The sequence below is a fragment of the Secundilactobacillus odoratitofui DSM 19909 = JCM 15043 genome, from assembly GCF_001434895.1.
In the GTDB taxonomy this organism is placed as follows: Bacteria; Bacillota; Bacilli; order Lactobacillales; family Lactobacillaceae; genus Secundilactobacillus; species Secundilactobacillus odoratitofui.
Genome location: NZ_AZEE01000030.1, coordinates 77,742 through 98,628 on the forward strand (window position 1 = coordinate 77,742; position 20,887 = coordinate 98,628).

The 20,887-nt window shown below is 44.5% G+C and carries 27 protein-coding genes; 13 read left to right on the forward strand and 14 right to left on the reverse strand.

Features of this window, described 5'->3' with window-relative positions; all coding sequences use genetic code 11:
- Nucleotides 1–40: 40 nt before the first annotated feature.
- From FD04_RS10565 to FD04_RS10585, 5 genes are read right to left on the reverse strand one after another with little or no spacing between them, the layout of a single operon-like run.
- A complete protein-coding gene (locus FD04_RS10565; protein ID WP_056948748.1) occupies nucleotides 41–379 on the reverse strand; it encodes a hypothetical protein in 339 nt (112 codons plus the stop codon).
- 46 nt (nucleotides 380–425) lie between these two features.
- Nucleotides 426–1,505 (reverse strand): ABC transporter substrate-binding protein, encoded by a 1,080-nt coding sequence (locus tag FD04_RS10570; RefSeq protein ID WP_056948750.1) that lies wholly within the window; start codon nucleotides 1,503–1,505, stop codon nucleotides 426–428.
- Nucleotides 1,502–2,317: an ABC transporter permease gene (locus tag FD04_RS10575; protein ID WP_056948752.1), complete on the reverse strand. Its 816-nt coding sequence runs from the start codon at nucleotides 2,315–2,317 to the stop codon at nucleotides 1,502–1,504. The genes FD04_RS10570 and FD04_RS10575 overlap by 4 nt, the downstream gene beginning before the upstream one ends.
- Entirely contained in the window at nucleotides 2,314–3,135 is an 822-nt protein-coding gene (locus FD04_RS10580) for an ABC transporter permease (RefSeq protein ID WP_056948754.1), read from the reverse strand. The genes FD04_RS10575 and FD04_RS10580 overlap by 4 nt, the downstream gene beginning before the upstream one ends.
- Nucleotides 3,132–4,244, reverse strand: coding sequence for an ABC transporter ATP-binding protein (locus FD04_RS10585; protein WP_056948757.1), 1,113 nt, complete (start codon nucleotides 4,242–4,244; stop codon nucleotides 3,132–3,134). Before FD04_RS10585 ends, FD04_RS10580 begins: the two co-directional genes overlap by 4 nt.
- A gap of 177 nt (nucleotides 4,245–4,421) precedes the next feature.
- Here FD04_RS10585 and FD04_RS10590 point away from each other — a divergent pair, with 177 nt between their 5' ends.
- The 5 genes from FD04_RS10590 to FD04_RS10610 all read left to right on the forward strand — a co-directional run bounded on the left by FD04_RS10590 (nucleotide 4,422) and on the right by FD04_RS10610 (nucleotide 7,822).
- A complete protein-coding gene (locus FD04_RS10590) occupies nucleotides 4,422–5,102 on the forward strand; it encodes a Crp/Fnr family transcriptional regulator (protein WP_235805693.1) in 681 nt (226 codons plus the stop codon).
- A gap of 67 nt (nucleotides 5,103–5,169) precedes the next feature.
- Entirely contained in the window at nucleotides 5,170–5,532 is a 363-nt protein-coding gene (locus FD04_RS10595) for a YxeA family protein (RefSeq protein WP_054700625.1), read from the forward strand.
- Between the two features lie 267 nt (nucleotides 5,533–5,799).
- Nucleotides 5,800–6,231, forward strand: a complete 432-nt coding sequence (locus FD04_RS10600; protein WP_054700628.1) for a MarR family winged helix-turn-helix transcriptional regulator — start codon at nucleotides 5,800–5,802, stop codon at nucleotides 6,229–6,231.
- 1 nt (nucleotide 6,232) lies between these two features.
- Entirely contained in the window at nucleotides 6,233–6,955 is a 723-nt protein-coding gene (locus FD04_RS10605; protein WP_056948762.1) for an SDR family oxidoreductase, read from the forward strand.
- Nucleotides 6,956–7,117: 162 nt separating this feature from the next.
- Nucleotides 7,118–7,822 (forward strand): MIP/aquaporin family protein, encoded by a 705-nt coding sequence (locus FD04_RS10610; protein WP_056948764.1) that lies wholly within the window; start codon nucleotides 7,118–7,120, stop codon nucleotides 7,820–7,822.
- A gap of 115 nt (nucleotides 7,823–7,937) precedes the next feature.
- Here FD04_RS10610 and FD04_RS10615 read toward each other — a convergent pair whose 3' ends face one another.
- Nucleotides 7,938–8,606, reverse strand: a complete 669-nt coding sequence (locus FD04_RS10615) for a hypothetical protein (RefSeq protein WP_054700631.1) — start codon at nucleotides 8,604–8,606, stop codon at nucleotides 7,938–7,940.
- A gap of 303 nt (nucleotides 8,607–8,909) precedes the next feature.
- The gene (locus FD04_RS10620; RefSeq protein WP_056948766.1) at nucleotides 8,910–9,278 is read right to left on the reverse strand and encodes a hypothetical protein; all 369 of its coding nucleotides are present in this window, start codon (nucleotides 9,276–9,278) and stop codon (nucleotides 8,910–8,912) included.
- Between the two features lie 129 nt (nucleotides 9,279–9,407).
- Between FD04_RS10620 and FD04_RS10625 the strand changes: the two genes are divergently transcribed.
- Together FD04_RS10625 and FD04_RS10630 are read left to right on the forward strand one after the other, a co-directional pair.
- Nucleotides 9,408–10,856 carry an MFS transporter gene (locus FD04_RS10625; RefSeq protein WP_054700634.1) on the forward strand — a complete coding sequence of 483 codons (1,449 nt, stop codon included), beginning with the start codon at nucleotides 9,408–9,410 and terminating at the stop codon, nucleotides 10,854–10,856.
- A gap of 5 nt (nucleotides 10,857–10,861) precedes the next feature.
- Entirely contained in the window at nucleotides 10,862–11,548 is a 687-nt protein-coding gene (locus tag FD04_RS10630) for a YjjG family noncanonical pyrimidine nucleotidase (RefSeq protein ID WP_054700637.1), read from the forward strand.
- Here the strand turns inward: FD04_RS10630 and FD04_RS12510 are convergent.
- The gene (locus tag FD04_RS12510) at nucleotides 11,545–11,700 is read right to left on the reverse strand and encodes a hypothetical protein (RefSeq protein WP_156660458.1); all 156 of its coding nucleotides are present in this window, start codon (nucleotides 11,698–11,700) and stop codon (nucleotides 11,545–11,547) included. The genes FD04_RS10630 and FD04_RS12510 overlap by 4 nt on opposite strands.
- A 129-nt stretch (nucleotides 11,701–11,829) precedes the next feature.
- On the opposite strand from FD04_RS12510, the gene FD04_RS10635 reads away from it, so the two are divergent.
- Both FD04_RS10635 and FD04_RS10640 read left to right on the forward strand, forming a co-directional pair.
- Nucleotides 11,830–12,984, forward strand: coding sequence for a hypothetical protein (locus tag FD04_RS10635; protein ID WP_235805694.1), 1,155 nt, complete (start codon nucleotides 11,830–11,832; stop codon nucleotides 12,982–12,984).
- 12 nt (nucleotides 12,985–12,996) lie between these two features.
- Nucleotides 12,997–13,359: a hypothetical protein gene (locus FD04_RS10640; protein ID WP_054700645.1), complete on the forward strand. Its 363-nt coding sequence runs from the start codon at nucleotides 12,997–12,999 to the stop codon at nucleotides 13,357–13,359.
- 68 nt (nucleotides 13,360–13,427) lie between these two features.
- Here FD04_RS10640 and FD04_RS10645 read toward each other — a convergent pair whose 3' ends face one another.
- Nucleotides 13,428–14,267, reverse strand: a complete 840-nt coding sequence (locus tag FD04_RS10645; RefSeq protein WP_056948770.1) for a DegV family protein — start codon at nucleotides 14,265–14,267, stop codon at nucleotides 13,428–13,430.
- Between the two features lie 178 nt (nucleotides 14,268–14,445).
- Here FD04_RS10645 and FD04_RS12515 point away from each other — a divergent pair, with 178 nt between their 5' ends.
- Nucleotides 14,446–14,622: a hypothetical protein gene (locus tag FD04_RS12515; RefSeq protein ID WP_156660459.1), complete on the forward strand. Its 177-nt coding sequence runs from the start codon at nucleotides 14,446–14,448 to the stop codon at nucleotides 14,620–14,622.
- A 16-nt stretch (nucleotides 14,623–14,638) separates the two neighbouring features.
- A complete protein-coding gene (locus FD04_RS10650; RefSeq protein ID WP_056948771.1) occupies nucleotides 14,639–15,130 on the forward strand; it encodes an O-acetyl-ADP-ribose deacetylase in 492 nt (163 codons plus the stop codon).
- Nucleotides 15,131–15,257: 127 nt separating this feature from the next.
- On the opposite strand, the gene FD04_RS10655 is transcribed toward FD04_RS10650, so the two are convergent.
- Both FD04_RS10655 and FD04_RS10660 read right to left on the reverse strand, forming a co-directional pair.
- Nucleotides 15,258–16,418, reverse strand: a complete 1,161-nt coding sequence (locus tag FD04_RS10655) for an MFS transporter (protein ID WP_056948773.1) — start codon at nucleotides 16,416–16,418, stop codon at nucleotides 15,258–15,260.
- A 146-nt stretch (nucleotides 16,419–16,564) separates the two neighbouring features.
- Complete coding sequence (locus FD04_RS10660; RefSeq protein WP_054700658.1) at nucleotides 16,565–16,753, reverse strand: LBP_cg2779 family protein; 189 nt, start codon at nucleotides 16,751–16,753, stop codon at nucleotides 16,565–16,567.
- A gap of 205 nt (nucleotides 16,754–16,958) precedes the next feature.
- Between FD04_RS10660 and FD04_RS10665 the strand changes: the two genes are divergently transcribed.
- Nucleotides 16,959–17,573 carry a C40 family peptidase gene (locus FD04_RS10665; RefSeq protein ID WP_056948775.1) on the forward strand — a complete coding sequence of 205 codons (615 nt, stop codon included), beginning with the start codon at nucleotides 16,959–16,961 and terminating at the stop codon, nucleotides 17,571–17,573.
- Nucleotides 17,574–17,721: 148 nt separating this feature from the next.
- Nucleotides 17,722–18,279 carry a hypothetical protein gene (locus FD04_RS10670; protein ID WP_156660460.1) on the forward strand — a complete coding sequence of 186 codons (558 nt, stop codon included), beginning with the start codon at nucleotides 17,722–17,724 and terminating at the stop codon, nucleotides 18,277–18,279.
- A gap of 86 nt (nucleotides 18,280–18,365) precedes the next feature.
- On the opposite strand, the gene FD04_RS10675 is transcribed toward FD04_RS10670, so the two are convergent.
- The 3 genes from FD04_RS10675 to FD04_RS10685 form a co-directional block, all read right to left on the reverse strand.
- The gene (locus FD04_RS10675) at nucleotides 18,366–18,716 is read right to left on the reverse strand and encodes a hypothetical protein (RefSeq protein ID WP_056948777.1); all 351 of its coding nucleotides are present in this window, start codon (nucleotides 18,714–18,716) and stop codon (nucleotides 18,366–18,368) included.
- A 78-nt stretch (nucleotides 18,717–18,794) separates the two neighbouring features.
- Nucleotides 18,795–19,451 carry an energy-coupling factor transporter transmembrane component T family protein gene (locus FD04_RS10680; RefSeq protein ID WP_054700670.1) on the reverse strand — a complete coding sequence of 219 codons (657 nt, stop codon included), beginning with the start codon at nucleotides 19,449–19,451 and terminating at the stop codon, nucleotides 18,795–18,797.
- Nucleotides 19,448–20,887 carry an ABC transporter ATP-binding protein gene (locus FD04_RS10685; RefSeq protein ID WP_056948778.1) on the reverse strand — a complete coding sequence of 480 codons (1,440 nt, stop codon included), beginning with the start codon at nucleotides 20,885–20,887 and terminating at the stop codon, nucleotides 19,448–19,450. Before FD04_RS10685 ends, FD04_RS10680 begins: the two co-directional genes overlap by 4 nt.

Genomic DNA, 20,887 nt, shown 5'->3' on the forward strand with positions numbered 1-20,887 from the left:
CGATTCTAAGTCCAAAGCGAATTTGGGCTCATAGTGTTAATTAATTATTTTTCCAGGCGTCTAATTCTTGTTCATGCTTACCAAGGTACTTGATGGCATCTAAAGCAAGTTCGTCTGTTTTAGCAGCAATTTCAGATTCAGATAAATCTGAAAAATAATCGGCGATAAACCCTTCACCGACTGCTTCGTAGACGTGTTGACGGGCCTCTCCTTGATCCTTGAACAGGGTATCTAGGCCATGCAGGTCGTCTTTTGCCGCTTGGTAAATTACTTCCGCTAAGTCATCTCGATGGCCGAGTTTTTTAGTCCCGTATTCAAGCAGGAAGTCATTCATGTCGATAATGACGTTTTGACGAATTTCGTTCTCAGATTTTTTCAATTATCTTCACCTCTGTCCCCATTTTAGTGCTAATGAGGCCAGAATTTCAACGATGGTGCATCTTAAATTCGAGGTAGAGGTCGTTATATTGACCAACTAATTCGGGTGATAAATTTTGGTAAATCTGAAGGTGTGACATGGTTTTGGCATCTGGATAAAACTGGCGGTCACCACTGATACGCTTTGGTAAAAGCGCTTTGGCACGTTGATTTGGTGTTGCATACCCAACGTATTTCGCATTTTGGGCGGCGTTTTTAGGCTGCATCATGAAGTTTAAAAACGCGTAGATGGCGTCAAAGTGCTTCGCCGTTTTGGGAATGACCAAGTTATCAAACCACAAATTACTGCCCTCAGAAGGGACCACGTAGTGTAGATGCGAATTGTTGGCCATCATTTCACTCGCTTCTCCTGACCAATCAACGGCAATACCAGCCTCGTTTTCGGCCATATACATTTTAATCTCATCAGCCACAATGGCTTTCACGTTAGGGCTGAGTTGATTAAGTTTATTCTTAGCATCTGTTAGCTGGTGAAGGTTAGTGGTGTTCATTGAATCACCATTGGACGCTAACGCAAAACCTAAGATATCGCGGGCGGAGTCGACCAACATAATTTGATTCCGATATTTTGGCGACCATAGTTGTTGCCAGTGTTTCAAGCTACCAGGTTTAACGATTTGGTCGTTGTAGATGATGCCCAATGTCCCCCAAAAGTAAGGAATTGAATAGCGATTATGTGGATCAAAGGCTAGATTCATCAAGCGAGGATCGTTATTGCTCAGGCCACTTAAACGTGATTTGTCTAACGGCAATAAGAGGTGGGCCGCGCGCATCTTTTCAATCATGTAGTCACTGGGGACGGTTAGATCGTAGCTGGTGCCACCTTGTTTGATTTTAGTGAACATTGCCTCATTGCTATCAAAAGTTTCGATGTTAACGTGATAGCCGGTTTGTTGTTGAAATTTCTGAATCAAGTTTGGATCGATATAGTCGCCCCAGTTATAGAGATTTAAAACTTTGTTGCCATTACTGCCGCCACTGTCACTGGCAATTAACCGGTTAGCTGAAAATGCCAATAAGCCACAAATAGCGAGCAGACTAATGATCACTGCTAACAATTTTTTCAACGGTTAACACCTCGCTTTTTTCGCAATAAACGTCGCTGGCTGGACTGAGACACGATATAGTAGCCAACAATCAAAACCAGGGTTAAGACAAAGAGCAACCCCGATAGCGCGTTGATTTCGAGACTAATCCCTTGACGTGCCCGTGAATAGATTTCAACTGACAGCGTTGAAAAGCCGTTGCCAGTCACAAAGAAAGTGACGGCAAAATCGTCCAGCGAGTACGTTAAAGCCATGAAAAAGCCGGCGAAAATTCCGGGCGTGATGAAAGGAATAATCACATCACGCAACGTCTGTGATTGGGTTGCGCCCAAATCAGCTGCCGCATCAAGCATACTGCCATTGAGTTCCTTTAGTCTGGGTAGCACCATTAACACGACGATTGGAATCGAAAATGCAGTGTGACTGATTAAAACGGAAGTGAAGCCCAGCGGAATGCTAAGTGTCGTGAAGAAAATCAAAAAACTAGCACCGATAATGACATCCGGGGATACAATCAAGATGTTATTGAATGATAGCAGACTATTTTTGAAGAACGGCCGACTAGTTTGCTGAATCCAAAGCGCACCTAAGGTACCGATGGTGGTCGCAATGAGGGCAGATAACAGGGCAATCAGTAACGTTTGAAGCACGATTGCGATGAGTCGGGTGTCGGCAAATAACGTTGCATAATGCGCGAGAGTAAAACCATCAAAGTGATCCATGGTCGTACCACTGTTGAAGGAATAAACGATTAAAAACAGAATCGGGGCGTATAAAATAACAAAGACTAGCAAGAGATAGATTGAAGACCATTTAAATCGACGTTGTGTCATCGGACGCGCCCCCTATCTTGGCGACGTTCACCGGTAATGATCATAATGAGCACCATGGCAACGATTAAAACCACACCAATGGTAGAACCCATCCCCCAATTCATGGTTGTTAAGAAGTGTTCTTCAATGGCGGTCCCCAAAGTAATGACTTTATTACCGCCAATTAGCCGAGTTAACATGAATAGAGAGAGCGATGGAATGAAAACGGCTTGAACACCGGCTTTAACGCCAGGTAACGTCAGCGGCCAGACCACTTTGCTGAACGTTTGCCAATTGGTGGCTCCCAGATCATGACTGGCGTTGATGTAGGAGCCACTGAGATCATCTAAGGCATTATAAATAGGTAAAATCATAAAAGGAATCTGGATGTAGGTGGCCACGAAGACAAAGCTGAAGTTAGTAAATAAAATTTGTTGGGGCCCAATGCCAAACAAACTTAAAAATTGGTTAACAACGCCAGCCTGGCTGAAGATACCGATAAACGCATAGGCCTTCAGCAGCAGGTTGATCCAAGTTGGTAAAATCGTCAATAACAACCACAACTGACGGTGTTTGAGTTGATGAATGTAGTATGCGGCTGGGTAACTGATTAAAAGGGTGAACAAAGTGATTAAAAAAGCCCACCAGATTGAATTGACCGTCATCATCAGGTAAGTACCAGACTCAAAGTAGGCCTGATAGTTAGCCAGCGTAAAGTGGTGATGAAGGTCTAGAAATGATTGATAAATGATCAGGCCGACTGGTGCAATCACAAATAAACCGACCCAAAGTCCATACGGGACGTAGTAGGTCCAGCTGGTAAAGTGTCGTTGGGTCATGGGCGTTTGACCTCCGCTTGTTCATCGTCGTATCGTTCAAGACGAGCATCAAAGTCGGCTTCCGTTTCGTGAAGCCGCATGACATGAATATCGTACGGTTCAAAGGTGAGACCGACTTGCTGGCCAGCCGTTGCCGGGTTTGTAGAGTGGATCAACCACTCATTATGATCCGAATCGTAAGCCACGATTTCATGATAATCGCCACGAAAGAGTTGACTTTCAATAGTGACGGTTAGCTTACCGTTTTCAGGCGTTGTGATATCAAGGTCTTCAGGGCGTAACACAACTTCCACCGATTCGTTGGGCCGCATACCGGCATCGGCGCATTCAAACCGTTTACCGACGAACTCAACTTCGTGGTCTTTGATCATGGTGCCGGTAAGGATGTTACTTTCGCCAATAAAATCAGCAACAAAGTGATTGATGGGTTCATCGTAAATATCGACAGGCGTACCGCTTTGTAAAACGTGACCGGCATTCATGACAAATATTTCGTCACTCATTGCCAGTGCTTCTTCTTGGTCATGCGTTACAAATAAGAAGGTAATGCCCAAACGTTGTTGTAGATCACGGAGCTCGTATTGCATGTCGCGGCGTAATTTGGCATCTAGAGCCGATAGTGGTTCATCTAATAACAGCATCCGCGGTTTCAAAACAATGGCGCGGGCAATGGCCACTCGTTGTTGTTGGCCGCCTGAAAGTTCGCTAATTTCACGGTCTGCGTAGTCCGCTAAACGGACCGAGGTGAGAGCTTCATGCACCCGCTGGTTGATGTCAGCTTTACTAAATTTTTTTTGAAGGCGTAAGCCAAAGGCCACGTTGTCGTGAACGTTCATGTGCGGGAATAGTGCGTAGTCTTGAAAGACAGTGTTGACCTTTCGTTGATTTGCCGGTAAATCGTTGATTCGTTGGCCGTCAAAATAAACATCGCCTGAGGTTGCTGAGGTAAAGCCAGCAATGATTCGTAAAATGGTAGTTTTGCCGCATCCTGAAGGGCCAAGTAGCGTGTAAAACTTCCCCTGTTCAAGTTCAATGTCGATGCCCTTTAAAATCTCGGTATCATCGTAGCGTTTAAAGACGTTGGTTAAACGAATAATGGGTTCAGTCATGGTGTTTCCTCCCAAATATCAAGCTGAGTCACTTCTAGTGAGTCCTCAAACTATTATACGGAGTCGACTAACACTTCGCCATAGATATTACTTGATTTACGTCAAGTTCAAAAATTTTATTTTGCGATAGAATAAGTTAAAATGAACGTATCAACTAAGGTTAGGGGGTTGTTAACTGTGTTAAAACATCATGATGCGATTGCCTGTGTGAAGTTAGTCCCGATTTTTCAACAACTTGATCATCAAACGGTAGCTTCGATTGCTGATTTGGTTCAAGAACGACACGTTAAAAAAGGTGAATTTGTATTTTTAGCTGGTGATGAGGATGAATCATTGAGTATTATTGCCCACGGTCAAGTCAAGGTGACTCAAAGTACCGCTTCTGGTCGTGAACAGCTGATTCGATTGTTACAGACCGGCGATTTTGACGGTGAATCAGGTTTATTTGAACCTGGAGAGCGGCAAACGTCAGCAGAAGCCTTAACGGATGCGCAGGTTTGTCAGATCAGTCGTCACGATTTTCAGGCACTCTTACAGCGATCCCAACCCGTCGCACTTAATATGCTGAATGCGCTTGGTAAACGGGTAGCACAACTTGAAGCACAGGCTGCGGCAACTTTAACAACCAGTGTGGGTGAACGGTTAGCCAATTATTTGGTCGAAACGAGTTCAGCGTTGGGTGAAACCGAGTATGATTTGCCCCTTCAGAAAAAGGACCTGGCGCTTTATCTGGGGACTTCACCTGAGACAATCAGTCGTAAACTTGGTCAATTTGCCAGCCAAGGTTTGATCAAACAACAGGGGCGTAACCATATTTCTTTATTAGACATTGATGGCTTGATGATGGTTAATGGTTAGTTAGGTTGCGCAGTGGTGCTCGATTCGCTATAGTAGGAAAATACATTGAATAATGGAGGCAACTGAAATGAAACGAGTATGGGCCTGGGTAGCGGCCATTGTGATCATCATCGCCATTCCGGTTAGCATTATGTACGTTATGCAATACGGTGGTCATCAGTATTACGCACAAGTCGGTGAACTAACCCGAACTGAAACGATGCGTCAGTCAAACGGCAAGGTGATGGGCAAGGCTTATGTCTATGACATGATTGGTTATGATAAGAGTGGCGCTGCTCGTAAGTTCACCGTTAAGTCGATGGCAGGCGTTAAGTTTGTGAAGGGCCATTACGTCAAAGTATTGTGGTCACGGGCGAAGGGGGTTAAGAGTTACGAACGGGTTTCGTGGCAATCAATTCCAAAACCAGCGCAAAAGGCCATCAATCACTAAAATTTAATGATTGTGAACACGGCAGTTCGTGCCACAATCAGTCAGTAACGCTGTGGTGCCAAAATATGGTCATCACAGCGTTATTTGTGTGCTAAGAAATCTGGTGTACGTACAGATTGTGGCATTTTTCATGAACAGTCTGTTGTCAATCGATTTTTAAAGTGATATCAGCCTTGCAATTTACGTCATCAGATGATAGGTTTAATTTGTTACCGTGCTAACTATTGCACAAATAATGATAGTGTTGAAGTAAAAGGAGACATCCCATTGACAGAACAAGATACCGGTCGGCTGTTACGCAAAGCGGCGAACCAACTCATAAATAATTTTGATCAATTCGCCGCGAACTACGGTCTGACGAGCATGCAGATGTCGGTGATTGATTACCTCAGTCGGCGGCATGATGAAGTCGTTATCCAACGCGATTTAGAACAAGAATTTAACGTTAAACGGTCAACGATGACTTTACTTTTGCAACGCATGGATAAAAAGGGATTAGTTGTGAGAAAACAAGCGTTATCGGATGGCCGCCAAAAAGAGGTCACGCTCACGAATAAGTCTCGCGAGATGGAACGTTTGATCCAAGACTATATGAAGCAGCAGGATAACCAGATTCGTCAAATTTTTGGTCAGGCTGAGATTGAACAGTTTCAACGGATTTTAAACTATTATATTGAACACACAAATGAGGAAAACTAAAATGACGTTAGAAAATCAGAAAATACTCGTCATTGGCGGTACGTCGGGGTTTGGTGAACAGATCGTCAAACTAGGTCTGGCAAACAAAGCTAACGTCACTGTGATTGGTCGCCATCAGGCGCGACTGGATCAACTTGCTGCACGTTTAAAGACCAACTCAAGTCAGTTACACTGCGCTAATGTCGATGCTAGTCAGGTCACTCAATTAAGGGCTTTTTTTGAACGGTCTGGCAAATTTGACCATATCGTGTCAATGCTTGGCGGTGCAATGGGTGGTGGCTTTTTGGAAAATTCAGTGGCTGCCATTCGTGAGACGGTAGAGGCTAAATTTTTCCAAAATCTACAGTTGGCCCAGTTTGCGGCTAAACACCTTAATCGGGAGGGTTCCCTGATTTTTACGTCTGGTTCTGGCGGTTCACCGGCAACGGCTTCGGGTGCCATTGTTGGTAACCACGCAATCAATCTGATGGTTGAGGGACTCGCGGTTGAAATGGCACCGGCTTATCGCGTTAACGCCGTTTCGCCGACCTGGACACCAACCGGATTGTGGCGTTCATTATCTGAGTCAGAGCTAAAGCAACAAACATCTGCGTTTGCCAAGCAGGTACCGCTCAAGCGAGTTTCAACACCAGTTGAAGTGGCGGAAGCGTATCTATTTTTGATGACAAATCAGTTCGTGACGGGTCAGGTTATCAACGTCGATGGTGGCGTTGATCTTAAATAGTTAAGAATGTGAAATATTGAGACTGAGATTCAATTAACGCACGTGTTACGTCAATTGACCTGAGTGTAGTTTGTGAAAACAGCCTTGTCGAAGCGCTTACAAACTGATAGAATGGGAATGTTTATAAGTTGCTAATCATTCTATTAAAGGTGGGTGTCACTTATGCATGGCTTTATCGGTGAATTTTTTGGAACTGCAATCCTGATCCTGTTGGGTGCTGGTTCTGGCGCTGGTGTTAACTTGAAAAAAACTTACGCCAAGGGTTCGGACTGGACGTTCGTCTGCTTCGCTTGGGGTATGGCGGTAACCATGGGTGTTTATGTTGCTGGCCTGTTAGGCTCACAAGGGCATTTAAACCCAGCTGTGACCATTCCTTACGCCATGTTTGGTCTGTTCCCATGGCATGATGTGGTCCCATACCTACTAGGCCAATTTCTAGGTGCTTTTGTTGGTGCTGCGTTGGTCATGATTGAATTTGGGGCTCATTTTAAGGAGACTAAGTCAGACGAAGGCAATTCGGTCGGTATCTTTGCGACCGCTCCCGCAATTAAGTCACCATTATTCAACTTTTTATCAGAAACCATTGCAACCTTTGCTTTTGTGTTCATTCTCTTGAACCTCGGTGATTTTACAACCGGCTTAAAGCCATTTATTGTTGGGATGCTGATCTTTGTGATTGGCGCCGGCCTTGGGACCACCACTGGGTTCGCGATTAATCCAGCTCGTGACTGGGCACCACGGTTTGCCTACACGATTTTGCCGGTACCTAATAAGGGTTCTGCTAATTGGGGCTACGCCTGGGTACCAATGTTTGGACCACTACTTGGCGGTATCATTGCAACTGCGGTTGAAGTTGCTGTCAAATAATCGGTGGTTAGTTTTGAATTAATCAATTAATGCGTTGTTTACTGACGTAGCTGAAGTAACTTTTTACACAACAAGAAAGCCCTGGCGAATTTTCGCCAGGGCTTTCTTAATGACATTATTTTTGGTAGTTAAATGAGTTGATGAGACTTGTCAAAGTTGTGTTGACCTGTTTATCAACTTCAGTTTTGATTTGAGCTTTTGCATCGGCCGTTGAAGGATCAACCGATGTTTTACCATCTTTGTATTGTGCTTGTACGTAATTAGTTAATGTGGTCATATAAGCAGAAGTCAGACCAGGCTTAGTGTATTTGTTAGCGTACGTTTTAGCTGGTGACGTTTTAACGCTCGTGAACGTATACGCCTTACCTTTGTAACTTGGTAGTAGGCCAGCTTTATAATTGTTCAATTTTACGCGGTAGTGCGCGTTGCTATACTTGTAAAGGTCCATCCGATAAGTGGCCTTACCGACCTTACCCTTATTATTCAATAGCTTGTAGTAAGTTGTGAGTGTTCGATGGGTCTTGCTTAATTTGTACTTAGTTGGAATGGCATAGCTTACACCAGACGTCTTAAAGTTCCCAAAAATTAGGAAAGTACCGGTCTTTTTACCAACTGTTACTTTTTGCCAATGAAAGGCATACTGTGCTTTAGCGCTTTTGAGATAGGTGGTTGGAATCCCGGTAAACTTGCTCGAAGCACTTGCCGTTACTGGTTGTGAAAGGGCCACTACCCCGCCAAGCCCCAATGTCATTGCCAGGACCAACTTTGCAACATTCTTCTTCATAACTTCTCCTCCATCTGTTGGACTAATCTACTTTCACAAAGCGTATCATTAATGATGAACTAACTCAATCAAAAAAAGCCACCATCTGGTCGCTTTTTTGAGTATGACTGTAAAAAAATTGGAACGGGTTCCTGCAAGTTCCCGTGATTGCCTTGTATAGGAGAGATAATTGCGAAAGCTAGGTTAACAGCTGGATTTATGAAATCGCTTACAAGGCAACTGTAATCATTGTAGCCGTTTTAATGAAGTTTGTGAAGCCCCAGATTTCAATTTAGTGATTTGAGGGTGGTCGTGCGCATGAGATTAGTGTCTAACACCACGGTGATTACCACTTTGGCGGCCTTTGACTACGTGGCGTTTAAATTTAGGCTTGGCATTGTCAGCTTCGAACCGGAAATGGTGCATTTTGCCGGCAAATGGTTGGCCACTAAGGCGAATCCTAAGCCATGACTGCATGGTTTGAATCATCTGGCGTGTGTTTTCGACTTGCACGGACTGATTGGCTGCCTGGGCAGTTGGTAAAATGTCATCTTCTAACTGCTTGACTAACTTTTGGTGGTACGCGACTAATTCCGTGGTGAGTGGTGCCTGCGCGTACTGGTTAAATAAATTTTCAATATACCGCAACGCATCCTTTGCGTTTTGGGGTTGGTAATAACGATCATCTGTCATGTAAACACCTCTTTTATCAATTAATAGGGTAACAGTTGCCAGTAAAATGTCAATTTACTTGCGCCATTTGTGGAAAAAGCGTAAATTATTTTGTTGTATCGATAAAATGTTAGGAAGTTGGGTGGTTGTGTGGCTTCGAAGAGTTATTTAGCCGATCCACAGGTGCAAAAGCACCGTTGGTGGATTTTGGCAGCAGTTGGGTTATTCACTTTTATGTCGACCCTTGATGCGAGTATCGTCAACATCGCGTTGCCAGTTATTTCAAAAGATTTAAATGTCCCCATGAATCAAGCCGAGTGGGTTGTTTCGATTTATTTAATTGTGATTTGTGCGCTTTTGTTATTATTCGGAAAACTCGGTGATTCACTTGGGAAAATTAAAATATTTAGAATCGGAACGGTTTTGTTCATCATTGGATCACTCTTCGCTGGGTTCAATGGTAGTTTTGTCATGTTACTTGTTGCTCGAGTGGTTCAGGCACTGGGTGCATCAATGACCATGGCGACCAATAATGGTATTATTACTGAAATTTTCCCCTTTAATGAACGCGGTCGTGCATTGGGGATGATTGGATCATTCGTTGCCCTTGGCTCCATTGCCGGACCAGGCTTAGGTGGTATTGTGCTTGCCCACTTATCATGGGGATACATCTTCTGGTTAAACGTGCCGATTGGCATTATCACTATCATCGTTGGTCAGTTGATTTTGCCGAAGGATCTCACAATGTCACATGATCGAATTGATCGAACCGGTGCTGTAACCATGGCACTCTTTATGGTGACGTTATTCGTTGGTATTTTTCTGGGTCAAGAAATTGGCTTTACCAATCCGTTGATTCTAGGCTTATTCGTAGTGGCAATCCTCTTTGGTTGGGGATTTGTTCGTACCGAGCAACATCAAGAACGGCCGCTGTTAAGCTTCAGCTTATTCAAGAACCACGCTTTTTCGCTCAGTCTCCTATGTGGGTTTCTGATTTTTGTGACGAACTTTTTCTTTAACGTCATTTCGCCATTTTATCTCGAAAATGCACGCGCGCTCCAACCAAACGTTGCGGGCTATATCTTAATGGCCTTTCCGATTGTACAAGTGATTGTTGCCCCCATCGCTGGTTCGATTTCGGATCGTATTGGACCAGAATTGATCACTTTTGCAGGCTTGGTTTTGATCCTGCTCAGTCAGTTGGGATACATGTTAACAGACTTGGGGACACCACTATGGTTATTTACGGCTAACGTTGGGTTGGTGGGATTTGGTAATGGTATTTTCCAAGCACCTAACAATACGATTGTCATGAGTACCGTGGCGCCGAAGGATCTTGGCATCGCTGGCGGTATGAATGCGCTGGTCCGTAATCTCGGGATGGTGGTCGGCATCTCAAGTGCCACCACGGTGCTATTTGCTGCAATGAGTCATCATCAGGGCAGTAAGGTCACGACTTATTTGAATGGTCAGCCGGATGTATTTATCTATGGCATGCACGTTTCATTTTTAATTGCCACCGTGATTTGTGCGATTGCGACCGTTTTAACTGGTTATCGACTGTTGTCCCATAAAACAGTTTCAACGAGGAAGGGGTAAGTTATATGGCTTATCAGACACTTTTATTTGATATTGACGACACACTCTTAAATTTTCAGGCTGCTGAGAAGCAGGCAATGGTTGGGCTATTTCAAGAACTAAATTTACCATTGAGTGATGATACTTATCGTTTTTATCATCACCGGAATGCTGAACTATGGCGACAATTTGAACTTGGTAATATTACTAAAACGGCGCTTTTGAGCAAGCGGTTCACGGATCTATTCGCCTATCTGGGCGAACCTGATGTGAATGGTCCGCAGATTGAAAAGCGTTACCGTCATTACCTATCAATGGGACACGAACCGATGCCCCACGCAACTGAGGTTCTGCAGGCGCTGAAGCCGCAACATGATTTGTACATTGTCACCAATGGCGTTGCTAAGACTCAGCAAAAGCGATTGGCAGAGTCCCACTTCGATCAATACTTCAACCAAGTGTTCATTTCGGAATTGATTGGCGCCCAAAAGCCGGAACCAGCTTTCTTTGAGCGGGCGACAAGTCAAATCAAGGCCTTTGATGCTAATCAAGCGCTCGTAATTGGCGATTCATTGAGTTCAGACATTAAGGGAGCCAATGCCGTTGGTATCGATTCTGTTTGGTTCAATCCACAACATCAAGCTAATCAAAGTGACGTTCGACCAACCTATGAAATTGATCAGTTGACGGATTTAACCCAAATCGTTGCCTAACGGTGCTTTTTAAACAATGATTTAAACCACGATGTCGCCCAGCCGAATAGCGGTCCCCAATCCATAAGGCCGCCAGAGCTAGGCGGCGTTTTAACCTTAACGTTAATTTCGGGCATACTGTGTTTTACCGATTTTTTTGGTTGACTTGGCATGGTTAGTCCTCCTGTAGATGTAGTATAATAGATTCACTATAGGCGATTCTAAACGGTTTCTCAAGTGAGTGACTACGAACGCTGATCGGATGGCATTAAATGAAAGGTGGCGCTTAATTGAATTCAATCATGAGTGATTTACGATACGCATTGCAGCGCAAAGTGCTAGTTAATGTGTATCAACAAAAGCAAGACGTGGTGTACACCGGTTATGTGACCATCGTGGATGATTCAGGCATTATTCTCACCACCTTTGATGATGGTGGAAGCGAAGATGGTGCCGTGTATTTGACTTATGCGGTGATTGAGCTTGTCGAATTTGATAGCGACGACCTCGACAACATGCGGTTTCGGATTGAAATTGCGGCGCAACAGACAGCAGTGTCTTATGGTCGGATGACCACTGACTTTAATTTAAAGCGACCACTGATTCGTCAAGTGCTTGAAACTTCGATGATTGAAGAGAGCGTCGTCATGGTCTTGGATCGTAACAGCGGCGAATTAAACGAAGGGACAGTCACCCGGATTTCAGACCACGATTTTGATTTTCAAATTTTTGATAAGTTTCAACTCGAAAATCACCCTAAATTAGTATTGCCGTTCGATGAGGTTGAACTGGTTGAGTTTGAGGGTAAGGAGTTAACGTTGCAAACTGCGGCAATGGGCTATTTGGAAACAATGGCTAGTGTCGAGACCAACCGAGTGACAAGTTTAACGTCAATTGCGAAGGCCTTAGCGCACGCGCAACAAACCAAGCAGTTGATCTCATTGAACCCGGTGGCTGATGAAGGCATGTTTTTTGTTGGCCGTGTGAATACGTTAAGTGCTGACAGTGTCATTATTGATTTGGTGGATATGACGGGTCAATTTGGCGGCTACTGGTTGGTTAAGTTACCAGCCATCGCCCAGGTGATTACCCAGTCTGACTACTTGAACGTCATCGATACCTATATTGCAATTGACCAGCGCTTGGGCGTTGGTGTGCAGCCAGGATTGAACGACGAACGGTTGTTTGACGCAACGACTGATCTCTTTCAAACCGTCCTGTCACAAGCAGCAGCGTTTCACCACGTGATTCGCTTGCAGCTGACGGATGACCAAAGCGTGGTGGGCTATCTCAGTAAGTATGGTAACCACCAAGTGATTTTTCATCAGGTAGAACAGGGGACCGTTATTGATCCAATGGGCACCATGCTTGAACTGGCAGATATTGAAGAGGTGGCGTTTGACTACCTTGATGCAATGCTGACAGAAAAACAACTCCGTAATCAGGGGGAACTCTAGGAGGGATTCAGTTTGTTTGAAAAATGGCAGCAACTACCCAAGTGGTTTCGAGATACCATGCAGATTATCGTACCGATGGCCATCTTGTTGATTATCTACGACCTACTGGCACCACAGTTGACGCACCAACCGTACTCAATCAACACGATTATTTCGTTCCCATTTCAAGTCATCGGTGGGTTCATTCTTGTAGCAATTTACAATGTGATTAAAATCAGGTCGCGTGAAAAAGAATGTGCTCAAAAAGCTGAGGCGCAGCGAATTGAAAAACTACGTAAACAACAGCAAGCTAAGCAGCATGCTGAAAATTCTCAGCGTAATCAAGCGGTCAAGCAACATCGACCAGCAGAAGATCATACCAATCCTCGCGAATAAACGAACACCCACCCAAGTCAGCTTTTCAGACTTGGGTGGGTGTTTTTTTAAGGTCCAATTGACGTTGATTAATCCGTGTAGAATTCTACGGCCAGTGCCCCAACGCTAGTGTAAGTGCTGATGACGGGTCCAGCTTCATGAATCGTGACCAAGGTGTTGGGTAATGCTGCTTTAATCCGATTGGCAATTTCACTGGTTTGAGTCAAATTATCGACGTGAGTTAAACCAACCTTTGGTGGTGCGACCTCAATAATATGATCGATGAGTTCATCAAGTTGTTTTTTGATGAAGCGTTTACCACGTCCCTTAGCCGCCACTCTTAACTCGCCATCGACCACTTCGGCAACCACTTTAATATTGAGCAAGTTGGCGATGCCGCCAGCAGCTTTGGAGATTCGACCACCTTTAATGAGATTTTCCAAGGTATTGAGGTAAACGTAAATCTCAGTGTGGGTACGGTGCAAGTCAATCGCATTGATGATATTTTCAAGTGGTGCACCGTTTTTAGCTAATTTTGCAGCGGTGATAACTTGAAAGGCGAGTCCACGGTCGATAGAAAGGGTGTCCACAACGGTTACTTTTGTGTCAGTCATATCTGCTGCCTGACGGGCAGCGTTAACTGTGCCACTTAGAAAATGGGTCAGGTTCAAGCACAAAACTTCATCACCATTTTCGCCCAGCCGATCGAACACTTCCAAAAATTGACCAATTGAAGGTTGACTGGTTTTAGGTAGCTCTTCATCATTCACTAAGTGACTTAAAAATTCAGCATTCGTAATTTGAACACCATCATTTAAAAACTCTTGTGTGCCTAAGCGGACGATTAAGGGCACGATGGTGATGGGTAAATCGGCTAATTCAGATTCGGTAAGCTGGACGGTTGAATCCGTCACGATTTGAATTGACATGATGACACCTCTTCTTAAAGATTAAGGGTATTAACTAGTTGATTAATTGACTGTCGCGACCTGGTGACGCGTAATCAAGCGTTGATTCATTCCCGAAAATAACTTTTGGCGGTATACTAACAATATGCACTAGCAGTATTATAACGTAAAATATCATAAAAACGAAGGATGATTAAAAATGGCCGAATCTAAGAAGCAAGTCCCCGACGAAGCGCCATCTAAGACAAAACAGCCATTGAACCTAAATGATTTGGCATCAAACCCGATGCGAGTAGGGATGGCGAGATTGTCAAAGCAAGCTAAAGGTGACGTTAAACAAAAGAAAAGTAAGAAAAAGCATTGGTGGTCGAGATAAAGTAAGGGGGACAAACATGGCGAACTTGACGATTAAAAAGGGTGATATTACAACTTTTCATGTGGATGCGATTGTTAACGCAGCCAACACTGGTTTGTTGGGTGGCGGTGGTGTTGACGGCGCGATTCATCGAGCAGCAGGACCAGAACTAGACGTTGCCTGTCGGAAACTGCATGGCTGTCCGACGGGTGAAGCCAAAACCACGCCTGGGTTTAATTTACCAGCTAAATTCGTGATTCATACGCCAGGACCAATTTGGCGTGACGGGTCGTTTGAGGAAGCAAAATTGCTAAAGAATTGCTATACCAACAGTTTAAAGCAGGCAGTAGCCCATCACTGCCAGACGGTTGCATTCCCATCAATTAGTACTGGTGTTTATCGATATCCGCTCAATGCGGCCTGCAAAATTGCTGTGAAGACGATTGAAGCCTTTAGTGTGCCACTTGATGTCACAATGGTTTGCTACGATGATCAAACTTACCGGGCTTTTTTAGCCGCAATGAAATAAGGGAAAGCTAGTGAAACAACCTTTTTAGAAGTTCTCTGGTCAGTAAAAAAGTGTTATGCCGAATTTTTGGTTAAAAATCGACACAACACTTTTTTAATGGCTTAGATAAGCTGGTTCGGCTGGGCGATTACTGGCGATTTGTGCTGGTCAATTTTTCGTGCATAATCGCCATCAAAATTAACAGAATCATTAAATCAACAGGAAGCCAGGACACTGAAATTTGATTGGCAATGATACCGAACAACGGTGGCATCATGCAGGTACCAACGTAGGCACTGGCCATTTGGACACCGATAATCGATTGTGAATGAGAAATACCAAAGTGGTGTGGTGTCGCGTGTAAAATTGCGGGGAAAATAGGTGCACAGCCAAAACCAATCAGTCCAAAGCCAAGGAGGGCACTTGTTTCGCCAAGTGGTAATAACAGCGCCACAACACCCACGAGCAAGAGTGTTTCACCAAGACGGACCATTTGCTGGTCATTAATTCGAAGACTTAAAAAACCAGACAGTAATCGACCAATTGAAATCCCAATATAAAAGAGGCTGGCCAGTGCAGCCGCGGTTTTTGAAGGCACATTCTTCGCAAGGACCAGGTAGCTGCTTGCCCATAAACCAGTTGTTTGTTCAATCGCACTATAACAAAAAAACGTGATCATGCTGAATTTAACACCTGGCAGCGTGATGGTCTGTATTAAACTTAGTGGTTGTCTGACGATGGTGGAATCCGTTGTGGCATTTTGAGGTGCTTGCCAGAGTGGTAAGCTCAAAAATAAGATGAAGGTTAAGACAACTTGAAAAATGGCAATGTATGCATAGCCGGCATGCCAAGATTGGCCGTGACTTAAAGCGAGTCCCATGACTGAAGGCCCTAGGGCAGCGCCAATTCCCCAAAAGGCATGTAGCCAGTTCATGTGACTACTGGCAAAGTGAATTGCAACGTAATTATTAATCGAGGCATCCACACTACCTGCGCCTAGACCATACGGAATGGCCCATAAACACAGCACCCAAAACAGGTGTGACGTTGAGAAACCAAACAACGCTATCGCCGTGAGCAAGACACTCAGTGAGGTGACTTTACCAGTGCCAAGTCTGCTCGTTAATCGTGCACTGAGTAGGCTGGAAACGATGGTGCCAAGTGCGATGATCATCGAAATAATGCCGGCATATGAAAGCGGTACGTTGAAACCGTGGTACATGACCGGCCAGGCTGATCCAAGTAGTGCATCTGGCAGACCGAGGCTGATGAAGGCTAAGTAAATAATGGGTAATAATAGGCTAACCATACGTAACTCCTTTATTGTTGCAAAGTATGTAGTTGTTGCGTGATTGCGCGCAAATTCTCATGATAGAAAAAAACAGTTGTTACTCGTTAAAGAGCAACAACTGTTTGTCCTGAAATTTGCCTAAATAATGCGATGTGTCCCGTTAATCAGTTAACACCGATAAAGTGGGTCAACACGGCAACTTCTTCAGTTGATGGTTGGGTCTCCATTGACTTGATATTGTGTAATCGTTCCACTGTAATGTGAAGATTTAAGGCCAGTTCAGTATCCGTTAGATTATGCTTCTTTTGATATTGAATAATCTTTTCAGCAATGTCGCTTAATTCTTGCTCCATAATATACCTCCGCCTGATGTGACTTAAAACTAAACAAAACTATCTCTACACACCATTATAAACGTTTCTGCGAAAATAGTCCCATTTTTTCGACTGAGTGAATTTTGTCATGATTTGTTAATACAACGCAATTTAGGTGTAACGGTTTCGTGATGTAAACTTTGTATGATTAAGGGGTTCAATTATTAACATGAGGTGATTTTTTATGAAATTAACACAACAATTATTAGTTTTGGCTGCGGCCACGACTCTATTTGGAACGACCGTTGTTTCAGCTTCTGCAGCCACGACTGACTCGACAACGATTCAGGCACTCCCTAACCAAGCGGCCACCAAGGCTGCCCATGATGCCGTCAATCAAGATGCGTCGACTACTCAGACGTCTTCTGCTGCAACTAACACGACTTCAACCGATAGTGCGACGGTAACAACGGCTTCCAGTACGGCCACGACTTCCCGTGCCAAAGCGGTGGTGGCACTCGCCAAAAAATTAGCGACTGAAAGCATTCCTTACGTGTGGGGTGGTGAATCATTGAGCGGAATGGATTGCTCCGGTTTAACCGATTACGTTTACGCTCACGCGGCTAATGTTAGCCTGGGTCACTACACTGTTACACAAGAAGGCAAGGTCACTAAAAAAGCCGTTTCAGCTGCACAACCAGGTGATTTACTCTTCTGGGGTAAGGCCGGTGCAACATATCACGTTGCGATTTACATTGGTAACAATCAGTTTGTTGCGGCACCACAGCCAGGCCAAAACGTTGAAGTTGAGACCATCAGTTCTTACTTCATGCCAAGTTTTGCTGGAACGGTTAAGTAAACTTCGTTTAATTTTCGTGCCAAAGACCAAGTCGTAATCTTCATGTCCCTGAATGCGTTTTAAGGTTTACATGGTATAATGAACCTGTAGAAAAAGCGCAGATAAAAGGGGGGTAGGCAATCCTGATTGCTTGGGAAAGCCGATTAAAATGAAAAACGTCATTAAACTGGTATTACCAATTGCTGTCATTGGCTTGTTAGCTGGTTGCGGTGGGCAGTCGCAAGCGACGCATGACAGTTCGAATAAAACGACCTCAAGTCGATCGTCAAGCAAGCAGTCAAGCTCAAAGACTAGTTCAGATGAATCGACGAGTACTTCTGAAAGTCAGAGTAGTGAATCGACCTCGAGTCAGTCTAGTTCCAGTCAGAGTTCACAGAGCGCACAACAATCGAGCGGTCAGCAATCTTCGCGAAGTACAGCTAAAGCTACGCCAGCTATCTCTCAAAAAACGCTGGCTAGTCGAATTACGCGGTTGTTGAGTAATCAGTATGCACCACAAGATTTATCGATGCAGTTCAGTCAATCTCAGGCTGGCACTTACACAGTTCAAGTTACTGAAAATCATCAATCTGCTAATATGAAGGCCCAGGGCGCTGATCCGAACACCAGCCCAACAGTGGCTTGGTTCCAGACGAATAGTAAGGGACAGTTACTTGAGTCCAAGGACGGTGGCGCAACTTATGCGGTTGTCGGCAATGCCTACTAGCTGGTTCAGTTATAAATAGAAAATGGCTCACGATTTCCAATTTGGAAGTCGTGAGCCATTTTCTATGATCGCGGCAGTCGGTCGAATTACCACATACCATGCTGATGTCGGACAGATGAGCGAATTTTGAACAATGAAACAATAAAGGCAAAAAATGCAATCGTTAAAATCACCGTCCATAACCAGCTGTTGGTCTGAACCAAAACAAAATAACCGACCCCTATGGAACTAATGGCCGTCAGAGTCAATGAAAACCATAGCTTATTGAGACCATAAAAAGCATGGCCAACGGTGAGGACAACAGCACCGGTAAAGACTGATTCGGCACTAACGCCACTCCCAGACTGGTAAAAGAAACTGCCTGCCTCTAGCAAAAAGCCAAGGATCATCACGATGACACCAAAAGCAGTTGTGAATTTTAGTGGTTGACGTTCCATATTGATCACCTCTTTATGCCTATTATAGTGCATTTGGTTTGATATGGCGCGTTAAATGCTGGTGTGGTAATTGGGCCGCTATTGAAGGTGGAGTCCAAAGAGGGCCACTTGAAGCAACGCCAAACTGACGATCAGGATACCCCAGTCCCACCAACGAATCTGAATTTGAGTGTAATAACTTCTAGGCGCATCTTCGACAAAACCGTGAGACGTCATGGCTTCAGCCAGATTTTCGGACCAACTCAGGGAGGCAAGAATCGCTTTGAAATAAAGCTGCGGTGACCAAAAGTGAAGCTGTTGGCCACGCATGTTACCGGCAGCACGAATGATATTAACTTCACTAATAATTTTGGGTAGCAAGTTAAAGGCACCTAAAAAGCCATACGCGAACTTACTAGGAATGTGCGCATTTTGTTCCAGCGACATGACCAGGTCAGAAACTTGCGTCGTCAAAGTGGCCGCCGAACCAACGAAAACGTACGCGTAGATCCGGGTGAAGAGCACTAAGGCAAAGTGAGTGCCAGCGTTGGATTGTAACAAGATGGCAACTGCTAGTGCGACAGCCGGAATGAGTGGTACGACGAAAAGTAAGGCAAGTCGTTTGATTGAAGGTCGACTTGCAAGAATAATGATCAAGCCGATGACGGCGAGCAAGACGTTCACCATCCAAACATTAGTGAACGAAATTTCGAGCGCAATTAAAATGGCAAGTAAGAATTTTAAACTGGGATTCACGCTAATTCCTCCACGTATTGAAGATGTTGATTGTCTAAGGTTACGTGATAGTCAACTAAGGATTCTAATCCAAATAACTGGTGACTGACGATGAGGTAGGTTTGTTGACAATCAGTTGCGACTTGCCGCATCACTGCCATTATCGCTTGGAGCGAGGCAAAGTCCAGACCCGTAAACGGTTCATCGAAAAGTAGGATCGGTGTTGCCATGATTAACATCTCAAGAATCTGTAACTTCTTTTTTTGACCACCACTCAGTGAGTAAACGACCTGATCTTGCAACTGGTCCAATTGAAGTTGTTTTAAGAACGCGTCAAGTTTCGGCTTGAAGTAGTCAATTTTTTGACTGTTTTTCATGGAAAGTGCCAGTTCTTCGGCCATAGTTACGTTGAGAAACTGTTGGTCGGCGTCTTGAAAAACAAGCCCTTCCTGTAAAAAGAGTTGCTTTGACCGCAACTGGCTGACCTCTTGGTGATTAACTGTGATGGATCCCGCGTAAGCCGTTAACTTTGAGAGGGCGGACAGTAATGTTGATTTGCCAGTGCCGTTTGGCCCGGTTAAGAGCGTAATTCGGTGCCGGTAAAAACGGAAGTCTGGCTGGTCGATGAGTGTTCTTTCACCTGCTGAAAGCTTCAGTTGGTGGAGGATGATCGATGCTTCATCAGAGGAATCAGGCGCGGATAGCGCAACTTGGTGCGTATGTGACCGCTTAAAGTGTGCCAGTTTAACCGATTGCTCTTCCGGTGTCAGTAAACGTAATTGGTCACCAGTAGCGTTTAGAACGTAAAGGTTATCGATGAGTGGCGCATAGTCCTCTAGGTCGTGATCTGAGATGATAATGGTTTTGTGTCGTTCTTGATTCAATTGCACTAATTTACTCAGTAACAGCTGCCGTGCATCAGGATCGACACTAGCAAAGGGCTCATCAAGTAAAATAATGTCGGTATCCATGGCAATAATGACGGCCAAAGCGACTTTTTGTTTTTCGCCACCTGAGAGACTATTCAGTTTTCGGTGACGCAGGGCCTCAATGCCCACGTAGGTAAGCGCAGCATCCACTTTCGGCATCATGTCAGCCGGCGCCAGTTGTTGATTTTCAAGTGCGAATATCAGCTCGCGTTCCACAGTGTCCATGGCAAACTGCTGGTTGGGATTTTGAAACATCATGGCGACCATCTGGCTACGCTTGGTCTCATCAATTTGGGAAACTGGTCGTTGATCAATGGTGATCGTACCAGCCATCACTTTACCAGCAAAATGAGGATATAACCCGCTGATCAGTTTCATGAGAGTGGATTTACCTGAACCTGAAGGCCCCGTCAGTAGTGTAAAGGCGCCACTCGCAAAAGTTGCCGAAATGTCTGACAAAATAAGTGGTGTTTGACCGTCCTCGGTTGGGTATGAAAAGGATAAGTGATCGACTGAAATTGTTGCCAT